The 16,167-nt window shown below is 55.0% G+C and carries 12 protein-coding genes; 8 read left to right on the forward strand and 4 right to left on the reverse strand.

The window, feature by feature from the left end; translation table 11 throughout:
* Positions 1-25: 25 nt before the first annotated feature.
* Together NBA72_RS06085 and ppnP are read left to right on the forward strand one after the other, a co-directional pair.
* Positions 26-703, forward strand: a complete 678-nt coding sequence (locus NBA72_RS06085; protein ID WP_001276437.1) for an AroM family protein — start codon at positions 26-28, stop codon at positions 701-703.
* 70 nt (positions 704-773) lie between these two features.
* Positions 774-1,058: a pyrimidine/purine nucleoside phosphorylase gene (gene ppnP / locus NBA72_RS06090; protein WP_000941953.1), complete on the forward strand. Its 285-nt coding sequence runs from the start codon at positions 774-776 to the stop codon at positions 1,056-1,058.
* A 37-nt stretch (positions 1,059-1,095) separates the two neighbouring features.
* Here ppnP and rdgC read toward each other — a convergent pair whose 3' ends face one another.
* Complete coding sequence (gene rdgC, locus NBA72_RS06095) at positions 1,096-2,007, reverse strand: recombination-associated protein RdgC (RefSeq protein WP_000964305.1); 912 nt, start codon at positions 2,005-2,007, stop codon at positions 1,096-1,098.
* A gap of 125 nt (positions 2,008-2,132) precedes the next feature.
* Between rdgC and mak the strand changes: the two genes are divergently transcribed.
* Positions 2,133-3,041 (forward strand): fructokinase, encoded by a 909-nt coding sequence (gene mak, locus NBA72_RS06100; protein ID WP_042948165.1) that lies wholly within the window; start codon positions 2,133-2,135, stop codon positions 3,039-3,041.
* Positions 3,042-3,062: 21 nt separating this feature from the next.
* Here the strand turns inward: mak and araJ are convergent, their stop codons facing one another.
* From araJ to sbcD, 3 genes are all read right to left on the reverse strand, one after another.
* On the reverse strand, positions 3,063-4,235 hold the full coding sequence (araJ, locus tag NBA72_RS06105; protein WP_042948251.1) for an MFS transporter AraJ: 1,173 nt from the start codon (positions 4,233-4,235) through the stop codon (positions 3,063-3,065).
* A 171-nt stretch (positions 4,236-4,406) separates the two neighbouring features.
* Positions 4,407-7,547 (reverse strand): exonuclease subunit SbcC, encoded by a 3,141-nt coding sequence (gene sbcC / locus NBA72_RS06110; RefSeq protein ID WP_042948164.1) that lies wholly within the window; start codon positions 7,545-7,547, stop codon positions 4,407-4,409.
* A complete protein-coding gene (gene sbcD, locus NBA72_RS06115; RefSeq protein WP_042948162.1) occupies positions 7,544-8,746 on the reverse strand; it encodes an exonuclease subunit SbcD in 1,203 nt (400 codons plus the stop codon). Before sbcD ends, sbcC begins: the two co-directional genes overlap by 4 nt.
* Before the next feature lie 214 nt (positions 8,747-8,960).
* On the opposite strand from sbcD, the gene phoB reads away from it, so the two are divergent.
* From phoB to malZ, 5 genes are all read left to right on the forward strand, one after another.
* Positions 8,961-9,650: a phosphate response regulator transcription factor PhoB gene (gene phoB, locus NBA72_RS06120; RefSeq protein WP_439004995.1), complete on the forward strand. Its 690-nt coding sequence runs from the start codon at positions 8,961-8,963 to the stop codon at positions 9,648-9,650.
* Positions 9,651-9,719: 69 nt separating this feature from the next.
* Complete coding sequence (gene phoR, locus NBA72_RS06125; RefSeq protein ID WP_042948160.1) at positions 9,720-11,015, forward strand: phosphate regulon sensor histidine kinase PhoR; 1,296 nt, start codon at positions 9,720-9,722, stop codon at positions 11,013-11,015.
* A 408-nt stretch (positions 11,016-11,423) separates the two neighbouring features.
* A complete protein-coding gene (gene brnQ / locus NBA72_RS06130) occupies positions 11,424-12,743 on the forward strand; it encodes a branched-chain amino acid transporter carrier protein BrnQ (RefSeq protein WP_000149625.1) in 1,320 nt (439 codons plus the stop codon).
* A 74-nt stretch (positions 12,744-12,817) separates the two neighbouring features.
* Positions 12,818-14,188, forward strand: a complete 1,371-nt coding sequence (proY, locus tag NBA72_RS06135) for a proline-specific permease ProY (protein WP_001555879.1) — start codon at positions 12,818-12,820, stop codon at positions 14,186-14,188.
* Between the two features lie 161 nt (positions 14,189-14,349).
* Positions 14,350-16,167 carry a maltodextrin glucosidase gene (gene malZ, locus NBA72_RS06140; protein WP_042948157.1) on the forward strand — a complete coding sequence of 606 codons (1,818 nt, stop codon included), beginning with the start codon at positions 14,350-14,352 and terminating at the stop codon, positions 16,165-16,167.

Raw genomic sequence — 16,167 nt, forward strand, 5'->3', positions numbered from 1 at the left:
GACGAAGTAATAAGGTGGAATAAAAATGAGTGCGTCGTTGGCAATCCTCACAATCGGCGTTGTGCCAATGAGCGAAGTGTTACCGCTTCTGACGGAATACATCGACGAACAACACATCACCCATCATAGCCTGCTGGGAAAAATGAGCCGGGAAGACGTTATGGCGGATTACGCTGTAGAGCCTGGCGACGATCCGCTTTTGACGTTGCTGAATGATAACCAGATAGCCCATGTTTCCCGCCAGAAAGTGGAGCGAGATTTACAAAGCGTTGTCGAGGTGCTGGATAACCAGGGTTATGACGTCATTATACTGATGAGCACCGCGGCGATTAAAAGTATGGCAGCCCGTAATTCTATTTTGCTTGAACCGCTGCGTATTATTCCACCGCTTGTCGCCTCTATTGTGGATGGGCATCAGGTGGGCGTGATTGTGCCTGTTGCAGAACTTCTGGCGGCCCAGGAGAAAAAATGGCAGGTATTGCAAATGCCGCCGGTGTATTCGCTGGCGAATCCGGTTCACGGTTCTGAGCAACAGTTAATTGATGCCGGGCAGGCGCTACTGGATCAAGGCGCGGACGTCATTATGCTGGATTGTCTGGGTTTTCATCAGCGTCATCGGGATATTTTACAGCAGGCGCTGGATGTGCCGGTTTTACTCTCTAATGTTTTGATTGCGCGGTTAGCTTCAGAACTGCTTGTCTAATTTTACGTGACAGGCCGAACGTCAGGACTCTATATTGGGTGTTAATTTAATAATGAGACGGGGCCTGATTATGCTACAAAGCAATGAATACTTTTCCGGGAAAGTGAAGTCTATTGGATTTACCAGCAGTAGCACCGGCCGGGCCAGCGTTGGTGTGATGGCGGAAGGGGAGTATACCTTTGGCACCGCCGAACCCGAAGAGATGACGGTTGTGAGCGGCGCGTTGAAGGTACTGTTGCCGGGAACTGTCGAATGGAAAGTGTATACAGCCGGTGAGGTGTTTAACGTGCCTGGCCACAGTGAGTTTCATCTACAGGTTGCTGAGCCCACCTCGTATCTGTGCCGCTATTTGTAACGGTGAGTCCCCTCTCCGGCGGAGAGGGACCCTCTGGTTAGCGCTGCGCTTCGCCGCCTAATCCTTCCACCAGGCTTTGAATCAGCGCCGCCAGCTCTCCGGTCATCAGGATAAAGTCCGCGTCAAAACGTTGGGCAAAATCTTCCCGGTCGATATCTTCGTTCTGATCGCGCAGCTCATCGCAGAATTTCAGACGCTTAATGGAGCCGTCGTCGCACATGACGAATTGAATACGCTGCTGCCAGTCGAGCGCCAGCTTCGTGACCACTTTACCCGCTTCAATATGAACGGCGATCTCGTCGCTGACCAGATCCTGCTTTTTCGCGCGGATCACGCCGCCATCTTCCAGCATCGCTTTCAATTCGGCTTCGTCCAGCAACTGGAAACCCTGAGCGACCGTACCGGAGCGCACCCACTCGGTGAGCGTCAGCTCAATCGGATTTTCCAGCGCCAGCGGGACGACCGGCAGCGAGCCAAGACTTTTACGCAGTAGCGCCAAAGTATCTTCCGCTTTTTTCGCGCTGGCGCAGTCAACCATAATCAGGCCGTTAACGGTATCAATCCACATCATTGTCTGACTGAAGCGGCTAAACGCGCGCGGCAGCAACGAATGCAACACTTCATCCTTCAGGGAATCTTTTTCCGTCTTCTTCAGCTTGCGTCCCTGATCGGCTTCCAGTTTCTGGATTTTCGCCTCCAGTGCCTGTTTGATCACTGGCGATGGCAGGATTTTCTCTTCTTTGCGCGCGCAAATAATAATTTGGCCATTGGCGGTGTGCGTTAACGCATCGCTGTGAGAGCCCATCGGCGGAACCCAGCCCATTTTGGCCATATCCTGGCTACCGCATGGGGTAAACGTCATTGAGGCGAGCTGTTTCTCCATCTCTTCGGCGCGTAATGTGATATCGCGGCTAAGACGGTAAACCATTAAATTTTTGAACCACAGCATGATAATTTCCACGGCCTTGTCGTTAAATCCAGGCGGTATAGTAACGAATTGTCGGCAGGCTTGCATTGTCAATCAGAACGGTGAATTCTACCCTGTTGATATTCCCAAAAAATGAGGAGCGGTATGTGCGTATTGGTATCGATTTAGGCGGCACAAAAACGGAAGTCATTGCGCTTGATGATGCAGGAGAGCAGCGGTTTCGCCATCGTCTGCCTACGCCGCGGGAGGATTATCAGCAAACGATAGAAACCATCGCTACGCTGGTCGACATGGCGGAACAGGCGACCGGCCAGACCGGTAGCGTTGGCATTGGCATTCCCGGTTCTCTCTCGCCTTACACCGGCGTGGTAAAAAACGCTAACTCTACGTGGCTTAACGGCCAGCCGTTCGATAGCGATGTGAGCCGTCGTCTGAAGCGTGAAGTGCGGTTAGCCAACGATGCCAATTGCCTGGCGGTATCAGAGGCGGTAGATGGCGCGGCGGCGGGGGCGCAAACGGTATTTGCAGTGATTATCGGTACCGGGTGCGGCGCGGGCGTAGCGCTAAATGGCCGGGTGCACATCGGCGGCAACGGTACGGCAGGTGAATGGGGCCACAATCCGTTGCCGTGGATGGATGACGATGAGTTGCGTTACTGCGAAGAAATTCCCTGTTATTGCGGTAAACAAGGCTGTATCGAAACCTTTATTTCCGGTACGGGATTTGCCACGGATTACCAGCGTTTGAGCGGTAAAGCGCTAAAAGGCGATGAGATTATTCGTCTGGTCGACGCGCAGGACGCCGTGGCGGAACTGGCGTTAAGCCGTTATGAGCTGCGGCTGGCGAAAGCATTATCCCATGTCGTGAATATTCTGGATCCGGATGTCATTGTGCTGGGCGGCGGTATGAGCAATGTTGAGCGCCTGTACAAGACGGTTCCGTCGCTGATGAAATCGTTTGTTTTTGGCGGCGAGTGCGAGACGCCGGTACGTAAGGCGCGGCATGGCGATTCGAGCGGCGTGCGCGGCGCGGCCTGGCTGTGGCCGCTGGCGTAACGTTTTTAGCCGGATGGCGCGTCATCCGGCAACCGGCGTGACCGATAGCTGCTTGTGTTTTAGACGTCCGTATACCAGCAACGACGACATGGCGGAAAACGAGAGCAGGGCGGCGGGAAGCGCCACATAGTGGTAGGTAAAACCTAGTGTCAGCATTAGCCCGCCGCACCAGGCGCCAATCGCGCTACCGAGATTAAACGCGATTTGCCCTCCCGCCGCGCCCAGCAGTTCGCCGCCTTTGGCGTTTTGCAGCAGCAGGATTTGCAGCGGCGCAGAGAGCGCAAACAGACCAGCGCAGCAGATAAACGCGAAAGTCAGCGATGCCGTTTTGTATCCGCTGAAGAAAAAGAGCGCCATGAGAGAGAGCACGATAACGAGGTCAGTCACTACCGCGATGCGCAGCGGCGTATATCTGCCGGAGAGTTTGCCGCTTAACAGATTGCCTAACACCATCCCCAGCCCGACCAGCATCATAATAAACGTCATGCTCGTCTCCGAAAAACCGGAGATGTACATCATAAATGGCTTGATATAGCTGAACCAGGCAAAAACGCCCGCATTGCCGAACATCGTGGCGGCGAAAATGAGCCACGGCGCAGGACTACGCAAGAAGTGGAACTGCTCGCGCAGGCTGCCTTGGGCTTTGTCACGGATATCCGGCACCCAGAAGAAAATCGCGGTGAGCACGGCGATGTTGAAAACCGCGATCAATAAAAAGGTGTAGCGCCAGCTAAATTCCTGGCTCAGGTAAGTGCCGACCGGAATGCCCACCAGATTCGCCACCGTCATCCCTGAAACCATACCCGCGACGGCGGCGGTGACTTTCCCGGGGCGGATAATCTTTGACAGGACAATGGCGCCGACGCCAAAAAAGGCGCCGTGCGGAAAGCCGGAAACCAGTCTGCCGACGGCGAGCATCAGATATGACGAGGAAAAGGTAAATATGGCATTGCCCATCACGCACAGCATGACCAGAAACAGCAATATATGTTTAAGCGAAAAGCGGCTGGAAAAGAGCGCCATAATGGGAGCGCCCAGCACGACGCCGAAGGCGTAAAACGAGATCATATGCCCGGCGGCGGGAATCGTTATTCCGACATCGCGTGCCAGCTCCGTCAGCACGCCCATAATGCCAAACTCGGCCATCCCCAGGCCGAACGTACCCAGCGCCAAAGAAAAAATAACTTTTTTCATACCACCTGCCGAAAATAAAGGCGCATGTTGCGCGCTGTGCTGTGAATTGTCACAGCCAATCAACATATAGCTTGCAGATAAGCGCGAGGTAATACCATTCCTTATCCGTTTTTGTGTATTCATTATTGTGCTATGTCATGACGGTATGTTGTGCCCAGGATGACACTCGCGTTACTCCACGGCAAACGCTTTGTCCAGTTTGCTATAACCAAGCCCATTGATTTTTTTCACTTTTATCTGCACGGGGATACGTTCTTTCATGGCTTCCACGTGGCTAATCACACCGATGGTCTTCCCGCTGGCATTCAGCGCGTCGAGCGCATCCAGCGCGGCGTCCAGCGTTTCGCTATCAAGCGTGCCGAAGCCTTCGTCGAGGAACAAAGAATCAATGCGCGTTTTATGGCTGACCAAATCTGATAACGCCAGCGCCAGCGCCAGGCTGACCAGGAAACTTTCGCCGCCTGATAACGTTCGCGTATCGCGCACGGCGTCGGCCTGCCAGGTATCGACAACCTCCAGTTCCAGCGCGTCGCTGGCTTTGCGCTGCAATAAATAGCGGCCATGCAGGCGGGTGAGCTGATGATTCGCCAGCCAGACCAGATTATCCAGCGTCAGTCCCTGGGCGAATTTGCGGAACTTATCACCTTCTTTAGATCCGATCAGCGCATTGAGATAGCCCCAGTCTTCCACTTGCTGAGAGGCTTGCTTCATTTCCGCCATCAGCGCGCGTTGGCGCTGCCGATTATCTGCATCCTGTTTAATTTGCTGGCGGATTTCCCCCTGGCGTGTCGTGTTCTCGCGCAGTTGTTGCGCCAACTGCGTCAGCCGCTGCGCGAGCTGCTCCGCCGTACACGTTGGGTCCAGACCGGCGGGCGGCTGTTGCTGATGGTCAGCCAGCGCCTGCGCGGACTGCGCGCTTAACGCCTTCGCTTGTTGTAGCTGACTTTCCAGCGTTTGTTGTTGTTTTTCCAGACGGGTCACGGTCTCTTCATCCAACAACGCCGCCAGGAACGTTGCCTGGCTGTCAAACGGGCTATTTTTTAACGCCGCATCAAAGTGCTCTATCGCCTCGGCGGCGCGCTGCTGTTCCTGCGTCGTCTGTTCCTGCAGGGTTTGCAACTGGCTTTGTAATGACACGCACTCATCATGCGCCTGCCGCCAGTTATCCAGCGGCACGTCGTCGTCGGAATCCGCGGTATCCGTTTGCGGTAGCGTCTCCAGCAACGGGGCAAGCCTGTCGATCTGCGTTTGCAAATCCGCGAACTCTGTCTGACGCTGTTGCCATATTTTCGCTTCGTCGGCGCGCTCATTCAGCCATGCGGCCTCGTCTTCTGGCGCAGGAAGGGAAAGCTTATACTGCGCCAAATCAGCCGTCAGCGACGCCTGACGCTGCGCAATCTGCGCGGTAAAGCGCGCTACCTGTTCAGTATGCGCCGCGATTTGCGTTTGTAGAGCATGACGCTGGCTGAGCTGATCCAACTGTTGCTCATGCTCTTCCGCGGCGGTCAGCCAGCCAGCGAGGTTTTCTTGCGGCTGGAGCTGAACGTTCAGCGTAGCGCACAGCGTTTGCCATTCCTCAGTAAGCGCTTGCTCCTCCTGCAACAACGACTGCGCCTCGCTTTCATCCCGCTGTAATTGTTGCGTTAAGGCATCTAACTGTCCTCGCAGCGCCGCGCCTTCTTCCGCCAGCGTTTTGACCTCTTTTTCCAGCGCGTCGCGGCGGGTTTGATTCGCGCTCAGCTCCAGCGCCTGATAGGCGGCGATGGCGGGGTGTGTCGTCGAGCCGCAAAGCGGGCACGGCTGGCCGGACTGTAAGTGCGCCCGCTGGCTTTCCAGATCTTTGATGCGCGCCTCCTGCTCGCAAATAGTGCGAACGTCCGCAAGCTCCTGCGCTTTAGTCTTATAACTCAGGCGTTTATCCGCCAGACGTTGGGTGTATTGCGTCTGCTCCTGATGATGACGCGCGATAGCTGCCTGTAGCTGCGCCTGACGCTTTTGTTTCGGGATAATTTGCCCCTGAAGCGCGGCGAGACGATGGCGTAGCGGACGCTGTCGGGTATGCAATGCTCTGGCTTCCGCCAGCGCCTGTGGCGTGAGGTCGAGCGTGAGCGGCGGTAGCGCATCACGCTGACGCGTATCGCTCAGCAACTGCTGTTGCCATTGGCTCAGTTGCGCCCGATCGTGGGATTGTTGTGTTAATAATGCTCGCCACCCCGCCAGTTCGCTGCGCCAGACGCGGATGCCGTCGTGTTCCGCCAGCCATGTCTTCAATCGCTGCCCTGTGGCGTTCAGTTGCGTGAATTGTCGATGCGCGCAGGCGCGGATACGCTGGCGCAGGCGATACGCGCTTTGTAAGCGAGCATTCACTTCATCACTGTGCTGGCGAACACGCTCAACGGCACGGGTTTGTTCCTGAATGCGCTCCCAATGCGGGCGCAACTGGCGAGCGGGTTGCGCCAGAGTCAACGCCGCGAGCTGCGGCTGCGCTTTTTCTCGCGCCTCTTGCGCCGCGTACAGCGCCTGCTGTCGGGCGTGTAATTCAGTGTGGAGCTCGTTTTTTCGGGTCAGCCAGTGAAGGTGCTGCTGCTGTCCCTGCTGGTCGGCCAGCAGGCGTTTCTCTTCGTCAGTAAGCGCCTGCAAACTGGCTTCCAGTTGCTGTAACTGTTCGTCCGCCAATAGGGCGACGCCGCTGGCCTGCGCTTGTAACTTTTCCAGTTCGAGACGGGCTGATTTATGTTTTTCAAATACCTGTGCGGAGATCTGCCCGTAAATCTCAGTGCCGGTGAGCTCCTCCAGAAGCTCTGCGCGCTCTTTCGCTTTGGCATTAAGAAAGGCGGCGAACTGCCCCTGCGATAACAACATCGAACGGGTGAAGCGCCCGTAGTCCAGCCCGGTCAACGTGGCGATCATCTCCAGTTTATCCTTTACCTTATCGGCAAAGATCTTTCCGTCTGAACACCGCGCCAGCTCTACGCGTGGGGCCTGGAGATTGCCGTCAGGCTGATTTCGGGCTCGGTTCTGGCTCCAGAACGCGCGCCAGGCTTCGCCTTTTACCTCAAACTCCACTTCGGCCAGACATTCCGCCGTATCGCGTGTCATCAAATCGTTTTGCGACTGCGATACCGTATTCAGGCGCGGCGTTTCGTGGTACAGCGCCAGGCAGATGGCGTCAAGCAAGGTGGTTTTTCCCGCGCCGGTCGGGCCGGTAATGGCGAATAACCCGTTACTGGCAAACGGTTCGGCGGTAAAGTCGACCTTCCATTCTCCTTTCAGCGAGTTCAGGTTTTTCAGACGCAAACTGAGAATTTTCATGCCTCGTGCTCCTCATTCAACGCGTAGAGCGTGCTGAAAAAGAGCTGATTCAGGCGCTCGCGCTGCGGGGTATCTAACGCTTCCAGCGCCAGACGCCGCGCAAAAACCTCTTCCACGCTAAGCTCGCTTAATGTTTCCCGCCGTTCGTTCGCCAGCGAGCGCTCACGCTGTTCGCGGCTACGGCGCACCAGTAATACCTCTACGGGTAGCGACTCCGTTAGCGTCTGTATTCTGCGCTGGATATCGTGCAGATAATCATCGGTGGTGATTTCAATATCCAGCCAGACGGGGGGCGATTGCTCAACGCCGCGCCACTGCTCAAGCTGTTCGGTAATTGACGCCAGGTCGCCTTTTAAAACCGCCAACGGTTGAGTCACGGGGACAGCCAGACTTTCGGTACTTTGCCATTTTCCCTGCTCGAAGGTCACCAGATGCACGCATTTGCTTTTGCCGCACTCATCAAAGCTGAGGGCGATGGGCGAGCCGCAATAGCGGATATGCTCTGTGCCGCCGACACATTGCGCGCGGTGAATGTGTCCTAATGCGATATAATCCGCTGGGGGGAAATGCTGCGCCGGAAAGGCATCCAGCGTACCGATATAAATGTCGCGAACCGCATCGCTTTTGCTGGCGCCGACGGTGGTTAAATGTCCCGTCGCGATAACCGGCAGCTTTCGTTCGCCGCGTAGCAGGCACGCTTCCTGATACTGCTGTTGATAATAATCGGCAATCGCATGAAGAAGTTGCTGCTGTTTCTCGCTGCCGGATAACCCCGCCTGACTGGTAATAATGTCGCGCGGGCGCAAAAAGGGAATGGGGCACAGTACGGCGCCCGGAGAACCGTCGCGACGATGAAGTAGCCGCGGCGCATAGCCCGCGCTGGCGATCACGGTTGTATTGAGAAACGCCAGAATGTCGCGCGACTCGTTTAGCGTGGCGACGGAATCATGATTACCGGCCAGCACCACCAGATGACAGCCCGTTTGCTGTAAATTAACGACGAAACGGTTATAAAGTTCTCGGGCATAGCTTGGCGGCGAACCGGTATCAAAAATATCGCCAGCGACAATAATGGCATCCACCTGATGGGCCTGCGCGGTCTCCAGCAGCCAGTCCAGAAAAGCCTGATGCTCCGCGGCGCGGCTTTTACTGTAGAAATTTTGTCCCAGATGCCAGTCAGAGGTGTGGAGGATGCGCATAATTGTTCCATGCAAAAAAAGCGTGAACGGGATTATACACGTCATCCCCTCCATTTTTGGGCGCAATTTACCGCCGGTACACGGTAATGCACGGTTTCACCGGTGTCATAAATCATCAACATGCTGTCAATGCCGCCTTTTTTTTTCATAAATCTGTCATAAATCTGACGCATAATGGCGCGGCATTGATAACTAACGACTAACAGGGCAAATTATGGCGAGACGTATTCTGGTCGTAGAAGATGAGGCGCCGATCCGTGAAATGGTGTGCTTCGTGCTCGAACAAAATGGCTTTCAGCCCGTAGAAGCCGAAGATTACGACAGTGCGGTGAATAAACTTAATGAACCCTGGCCGGATCTCATCCTTCTTGACTGGATGTTGCCCGGCGGGTCAGGGTTACAGTTTATTAAACATCTCAAACGTGAGGCCATGACCCGGGATATTCCTGTGGTTATGCTGACCTCAAGAGGTGAGGAAGAAGATCGTGTGCGCGGGCTGGAAACCGGCGCTGACGATTACATTACCAAGCCGTTTTCCCCCAAAGAGTTGGTGGCGCGCATTAAAGCCGTTATGCGGCGCATCTCGCCGATGGCGGTCGAAGAGGTGATCGAGATGCAGGGACTGAGCCTTGATCCAGGCTCTCACCGCGTGATGACCGGCGACAGCCCGCTGGATATGGGGCCGACCGAATTTAAATTACTCCATTTCTTTATGACGCACCCGGAACGGGTTTACAGTCGCGAGCAGCTACTCAATCATGTCTGGGGCACCAATGTGTACGTTGAAGACCGGACGGTCGACGTGCATATTCGCCGTTTGCGTAAGGCGCTGGAGCACAGCGGCCACGACCGGATGGTGCAAACGGTACGCGGGACAGGGTATCGTTTTTCGACCCGCTTTTAATGCCTTTTCCGCCAGTAGAACACAGGTTTCTGGCGGAGAAGGCTTTCCATTCTTGAGGGAGTATGACGCGTGCTGGAACGGCTGTCATGGAAAAGGCTGGTGCTGGAGCTGGTGCTCTGTTGCATCCCCGCACTTATCCTTAGCGCTTTTTTTGGTTATCTGCCGTGGTTTTTACTGGCGGCGGTGACGGGACTGCTTATCTGGCATTTCTGGAATTTATTACGCCTCTCCTGGTGGCTTTGGGTCGACAGAAGTATGACGCCGCCGCCGGGACGGGGAAGTTGGGAACCGCTGTTATACGGTTTACACCAGATGCAGTTGCGAAATAAGAAGCGTCGCCGCGAGCTGGGGAACCTGATTAAACGTTTTCGCAGCGGCGCGGAGTCGCTGCCTGATGCCGTGGTACTGACCACAGAAGAGGGCGGCATTTTTTGGTGTAACGGTTTGGCGCAACAGATACTGGGGCTACGCTGGCCGGATGACAACGGGCAGAATATTCTCAATCTACTGCGTTATCCGGAGTTTACCCAGTATTTAAAAACGCGTGATTTCACCCGTCCGCTTCATTTGGTGCTCAATACCGGGCGGCATCTGGAGATCCGCGTCATGCCTTATACCGATAAACAACTCCTGATGGTGGCGCGCGATGTGACGCAAATGCATCAGCTTGAAGGCGCCAGACGTAACTTTTTCGCCAACGTTAGCCATGAGTTGCGTACGCCCTTGACGGTATTGCAAGGCTATCTGGAAATGATGCAGGAACAGGCGCTGGAAGGGGCGACGCGAGAGAAAGCGCTGCATACGATGCGCGAGCAAACGTATCGTATGGAAGGGCTGGTAAAACAACTGCTTACGCTGTCTAAAATTGAGGCGGCCCCGGCGCTGTTATTAAATGAAAAAGTGGATGTACCGATGATGCTGCGGGTCGTGGAGCGTGAAGCGCAGACGCTCAGCCAGCAGAAACATACCTTTACGTTTGAGGTCGACGATAGTCTTAGCGTTCTGGGCAATGAAGAGCAGCTACGTAGCGCGATCTCAAACCTGGTGTATAACGCGGTAAACCATACGCCGGCGGGAACGCATATTACGGTGAGCTGGCGACATGCCGCGCATGGCGCTGAATTTTGCATTCAAGATAACGGTCCGGGGATTGCTGCCGAGCATATTCCTCGTCTGACCGAACGCTTCTACCGCGTCGATAAAGCGCGTTCGCGGCAAACGGGCGGCAGCGGCCTGGGATTGGCGATTGTGAAACATGCGTTGAATCACCATGAAAGCCGCCTTGAAATCGACAGTTCGCCTGGCAAAGGAACGCGATTTAGCTTTGTGCTGCCGGAACGTTTAATTGCCAAAAATAGTGATTAATTGCCTTTCGTAAGTATAACTTTCCATAAGCCAGCGGATGCTGGCTTATTTTCTTTGCAGTTAAGGCGGGCTCGTTGAAACATTCAACGTTTGGTGATTTTTTGTTCGCATGATTAGCCATAACTTTTTCATGAGAATGGTGTTTTATTCTGGCTGTAAATTTCATATCGCTATATTCATCTGGTTTTTAGATCCCACCTTGCTTTAAAACGTTATAAGCGTTTAAATTGCGCTTCAGGTGCTGTCATTACGACTGCATTTGCGCGGTAAATCGAAAAACAATTCTTCGCCGCATCGGTCCGGGAGCTTTTCCCGCTGAAATTGATAAAAAACGCCGCTTTATAATCCTCCGGGAAAGGCAAAAATTTTAATGTTTACAACATCACCATCCACAGGCAGTAAGACTTTATGACCCATCAGTTAAAATCGCGCGATATCATCGCCCTGGGCTTTATGACATTTGCGCTGTTCGTTGGCGCAGGCAATATTATCTTTCCTCCTATGGTCGGTTTGCAGGCGGGTGAACACGTCTGGACAGCCGCTATTGGCTTTCTGATTACCGCCGTAGGGCTACCGGTTCTTACTGTTGTGGCGCTGGCGAAAGTCGGCGGCGGCGTAGACAGCCTCAGTACGCCGATTGGTAAAGTGGCGGGACTCCTGCTGGCGACCGTTTGCTATCTGGCCGTCGGACCGTTATTTGCGACGCCGCGTACCGCGACGGTGTCGTTTGAGGTCGGTATCGCTCCGTTGACCGGCGATTCTGCAATGCCGTTGCTGATTTACAGCGTGGTCTATTTCGCTATCGTTATTCTGGTTTCCCTCTATCCGGGTAAGCTGCTGGATACGGTGGGGAATTTCCTGGCGCCGTTGAAAATTATTGCGCTGGTCATCCTTTCCGTAGCGGCTATCGTTTGGCCTGCCGGTCCAATCAGCAACGCCCTGGACGCTTATCAGAATGCGGCCTTTTCTAACGGATTTGTGAACGGCTATCTGACGATGGATACGCTGGGCGCGATGGTGTTTGGTATCGTTATTGTGAACGCGGCGCGTTCTCGCGGCGTGACCGAAGCGCGCCTGTTGACGCGTTATACGGTCTGGGCCGGCCTGATGGCGGGTGTGGGGCTGACGCTGCTTTACCTTGCCTTGTTCCGCTTAGGTTCTGATAGCGCGACGCTGGTCGATCAGTCAGCGAACGGTGCGGCGATTCTTCATGCCTACGTTCAGCATACCTTTGGCGGCGCGGGAAGCTTCCTGCTGGCGGCGCTGATCTTTATCGCGTGTCTGGTGACGGCGGTGGGGCTGACCTGCGCCTGCGCTGAGTTTTTCGCGCAGTATATTCCGCTGTCTTACCGCACGCTGGTCTTTATTCTCGGCGGCTTCTCTATGGTGGTGTCAAACCTCGGACTGAGCCATCTGATTCAAATCTCCATTCCGGTGCTGACGGCCATCTATCCGCCGTGTATCGCACTGGTTGTATTAAGTTTTACCCGCTCATGGTGGCATAATTCCACCCGCATCATCGCGCCGGCCATGTTTATCAGTCTGCTTTTTGGTATCCTTGACGGCATCAAAGCATCTGCCTTTGGCGATATGCTGCCAGCCTGGAGTCAGCGTTTACCGCTGGCGGAACAGGGACTGGCGTGGTTGATGCCAACGGTGGTGATGGTGATCCTGGCGATTATCTGGGATCGCGCGGCGGGTCGGCAGGTGACCTCCAGCGCTCACTAAAATCGCTGACATATGTGTACACCACGGGGCTTAACGCCCCGTGGTTTTTTATTGTGTTGATAGGTCAGAAATTGATGGAAAGCAATAATAAGCTAAAGCGTGGGCTGAGCACCCGGCACATTCGCTTTATGGCATTAGGTTCGGCAATCGGCACCGGCCTGTTTTACGGCTCGGCGGACGCCATCAAAATGGCGGGGCCGAGCGTGCTGTTGGCCTATATTATTGGCGGGGTCGCGGCATATATCATTATGCGCGCATTGGGGGAAATGTCCGTTCACAACCCTGCCGCCAGCTCATTTTCGCGCTATGCGCAGGAAAACCTCGGCCCGCTTGCGGGCTACATTACCGGCTGGACCTACTGTTTTGAGATCCTGATCGTCGCCATTGCCGACGTGACCGCGTTCGGCATTTACATGGGAGTCTGGTTCCCCGCCGTGCCGCACTGGATTTGGGTACTTAGCGTGGTGCTGATCATTTGCGCCATCAACCTGATGAGCGTCAAGGTGTTCGGCGAGCTGGAGTTTTGGTTCTCCTTCTTCAAAGTCGCCACCATTATTATCATGATTGTCGCGGGTATCGGCATCATTGTGTGGGGAATTGGCAACGGCGGGCAGCCGACCGGCATTCATAACCTGTGGAGCAACGGCGGCTTCTTCAGCAATGGCTGGCTGGGAATGATCATGTCGCTGCAAATGGTGATGTTCGCTTACGGCGGGATTGAGATTATCGGTATCACCGCCGGGGAAGCGAAAGACCCGGAGAAATCCATTCCGCGCGCTATTAACTCAGTACCGATGCGTATCCTGGTATTTTATGTCGGCACGCTGTTCGTCATTATGTCTATCTATCCGTGGAATCAGGTCGGCACAAACGGCAGTCCATTTGTGCTGACGTTCCAGCATATGGGGATTACCTTTGCCGCCAGCATTCTGAACTTTGTGGTATTGACCGCCTCGCTTTCCGCTATCAATTCTGATGTGTTTGGCGTAGGCCGTATGCTGCATGGTATGGCGGAGCAGGGGAGCGCGCCGAAAGTCTTTGCCAAAACGTCACGCCGTGGTATTCCGTGGGTTACTGTGCTGGTGATGACGATTGCGCTGCTGTTTGCGGTTTACCTGAACTACATCATGCCGGAAAACGTCTTCCTGGTGATTGCTTCGCTGGCGACGTTTGCCACGGTATGGGTATGGATTATGATCCTGCTGTCGCAAATCGCCTTCCGTCGTCGTTTACCGCCGGAAGAGGTAAAAGCGCTGAAATTTAAGGTGCCGGGCGGTGTCGTCACGACGATAGCGGGTCTGATTTTCCTGGTCTTCATTATTGCGCTTATCGGCTACCATCCGGATACCCGCATCTCACTGTATGTGGGCTTCGCCTGGATAGTTCTGCTGTTGATTGGCTGGATATTTAAACGCCGTCGCGACCGTCAATTGGCGCAGGCGTAGTCGTTTTTCTCTGCCTTATCCGGTCTGCAGGCAACGGTAGACCGGATAAGCGGAGCCGCTTCTCCTCCTGGAGCCTCCTCCCCTAATAAACCCCTGGATGATGAGTTATCCTTTAAATCTCTGTGGCAAGGTGGCCCCATTTTCAGTAGAGGGGATACGAGATGTTGAATGCCTGGCACTTACCGGTTGCCCCATTTGTGAAGCAACATAACGATAAATTAACCATTACGCTGTGGCTGAGCGGAGAAAATCCGCCGTCTCGCGTGACGTTGCGCTCAGAATTCGATAATGAAGAAATCTCACTGGCGATGCGCAAACAGCGCCGCCAGCCGCAGCCGGGCGTGACGGCGTGGCGAGCGACGCTCAATATCGCGTTAGGGCAACCCCGTCGCCGTTACAGCTTTAAATTGCTTTGGCACGACCGCCAGCTTTGGTTTACGCCGCAGGGATTTAACCGCTTCCCACCGGCGCGTCTGGAACAATTTGCCGTTGATGTTCCGGACAGCGGCCCGCAGTGGGTCGCCGATCAAATTTTTTATCAGATCTTCCCGGATCGTTTTGCCCGCAGCGCGACGCGTGAAGCCGATCAGGACCGGGTGTACTACCATCATGCCGCAGGTCAGGAGATTGTGCTGCGCGACTGGGACGATCCTTTAACCCCCCAGGCGGGCGGTTCCACCTTTTACGGCGGCTGTCTGAATGGCATTTGTGAGAAGCTGCCGTATCTGAAAACACTGGGCGTCACAGCGCTATATCTGAATCCGGTATTTACCGCGCCGAGCGTCCATAAGTACGATACGGAAGATTATCGTCATGTCGATCCGCAATTTGGCGGCGATCGGGCGCTGCTACGCCTGCGGCGTGAAACCCAGGCGCAGGGCATGAGGCTGGTGCTGGATGGCGTGTTTAACCATAGCGGCGACTCGCATACGTGGTTTGACAGGCATAACCGCAGCACTGGCGGCGCGTGTCATCACCCGGACTCGCCGTGGCGCGACTGGTACTCCTTTTCACCACAAGGCGTGGCGCTGGACTGGCTGGGTTATCCGAGCCTGCCGAAACTCGATTATCAATCAGAAACGCTGGTCGATGAGATCTATCGCGGTGAGGACAGTATCGTTCGTCACTGGCTAAAGGCTCCGTGGAATATGGACGGCTGGCGGCTGGATGTCGTACATATGCTGGGCGAGGCGGGCGGGGCGCGCCATAATTTGCAGCACGTCGCCGGCATTACCCGGGCGGCAAAAGAAGCGCAGCCCGAAGCCTATATTGTGGGGGAACATTTCGGCGATGCGCGGCAGTGGCTACAGGCCGATGCGGAAGATGCCGCCATGAATTATCGCGGCTTCACCTTCCCGCTGTGGGGATTTCTCGCCAATACTGATATCGCTTACGAACCACAGCATATCGATGCCCGGACCTGTATCGCGTGGATGGATAACTACCGCGCCGGGCTGTCACATCAGCAACAACTGCGCATGTTTAATCAACTCGACAGCCATGATACTGCACGCTTTAAAACCCTGCTGGGTAAAGACGCGGCGCGCCTGCCGCTGGCGGTGGTCTGGCTGTTTACCTGGCCCGGCGTGCCATGTATTTATTACGGCGATGAAGTCGGCGTGGACGGTGCAAATGACCCCATGTGCCGCAAACCGTTCCCGTGGGATGAACGCAAGCAGGACGGCAACTTGCTGGCGCTGTACCAGCGTATGGCGAAACTGCGTCAGCGCAGTCTGGCGCTGCGTCGTGGCGGATGCCAGGCGCTGTATGCCGAAGGTGACGTAGTGGTATTCGTGCGAGTTTATCAGCAGCAGCGGGCGCTGGTGGCGATTAACCGGGGCGAGGCCTGTGAAGTGGCGCTGGAAGCGTTGCCGTTGCTGAACGTGGCCGGATGGCAATGTAAAACGGGAAGCGGTGACATCCGCGAGGGAAGACTTAGTTTACCCGCGATTTCCGCGACCGTATGGATGAATCGTTGA

The organism is Salmonella sp. NW1250, assembly GCF_051812965.1.
GTDB lineage: Bacteria > Pseudomonadota > Gammaproteobacteria > Enterobacterales > Enterobacteriaceae > Salmonella > Salmonella enterica.

Coding starts and splice junctions, on each gene's coding strand:
- sbcD (WP_042948162.1), bottom strand. CDS start 8,746: ATGCGCATCCTCCACACCTCTGACTGGCATCTGGGACAAAATTTCTAC.
- brnQ (WP_000149625.1), top strand. CDS start 11,424: ATGACCCATCAGTTAAAATCGCGCGATATCATCGCCCTGGGCTTTATG.
- ppnP (WP_000941953.1), top strand. CDS start 774: ATGCTACAAAGCAATGAATACTTTTCCGGGAAAGTGAAGTCTATTGGA.
- NBA72_RS06085 (WP_001276437.1), top strand. CDS start 26: ATGAGTGCGTCGTTGGCAATCCTCACAATCGGCGTTGTGCCAATGAGC.
- phoB (WP_439004995.1), top strand. CDS start 8,961: ATGGCGAGACGTATTCTGGTCGTAGAAGATGAGGCGCCGATCCGTGAA.
- araJ (WP_042948251.1), bottom strand. CDS start 4,235: ATGAAAAAAGTTATTTTTTCTTTGGCGCTGGGTACGTTCGGCCTGGGG.
- rdgC (WP_000964305.1), bottom strand. CDS start 2,007: ATGCTGTGGTTCAAAAATTTAATGGTTTACCGTCTTAGCCGCGATATC.
- malZ (WP_042948157.1), top strand. CDS start 14,350: ATGTTGAATGCCTGGCACTTACCGGTTGCCCCATTTGTGAAGCAACAT.
- proY (WP_001555879.1), top strand. CDS start 12,818: ATGGAAAGCAATAATAAGCTAAAGCGTGGGCTGAGCACCCGGCACATT.
- sbcC (WP_042948164.1), bottom strand. CDS start 7,547: ATGAAAATTCTCAGTTTGCGTCTGAAAAACCTGAACTCGCTGAAAGGA.